This is a genomic window from Pseudomonas sp. 2995-1 (assembly GCF_002742505.1).
GTDB classification, from domain to species: domain Bacteria; phylum Pseudomonadota; class Gammaproteobacteria; order Pseudomonadales; family Pseudomonadaceae; genus Aquipseudomonas; species Aquipseudomonas sivasensis.
On record NZ_LJSA01000498.1, the window covers coordinates 1 to 280 of the forward strand.

Annotated in this window: 1 protein-coding gene; it reads left to right on the forward strand. The window is 38.9% G+C overall.

Translation table 11 applies throughout. The annotated features are described in order from the left end of the window. Window positions 1-280: TraB/GumN family protein (locus AOA61_RS27235; RefSeq protein ID WP_143521263.1), on the forward strand; the 280-nt coding region annotated here is incomplete at both ends.

A 280-nucleotide genomic window follows, 5' to 3' on the forward strand; every position in this document is an offset into this window, starting at 1 on the left:
ACATACACTACTTGAATTAGAAGAGAATGGCGTACAAGTTGAGTTTGAAGCCGAAGAAGAGATTGTATTTGATTTTGACGCAGATGGACCTAGACCTGAAGGTGTTTTCTACAAAGTAGAAGAAGGCTCCACTACTGTTTATTTATTGGGTTCCATCCACGTTGGTATGGAAGAACTTTACCCTCTACATGAATCTATCGAGACTGCTTTTTTAGAGTCTGATCACTTGGCAGTGGAAATAGATATTACAGACATTGATGAAATGGCTATGACACAGTAC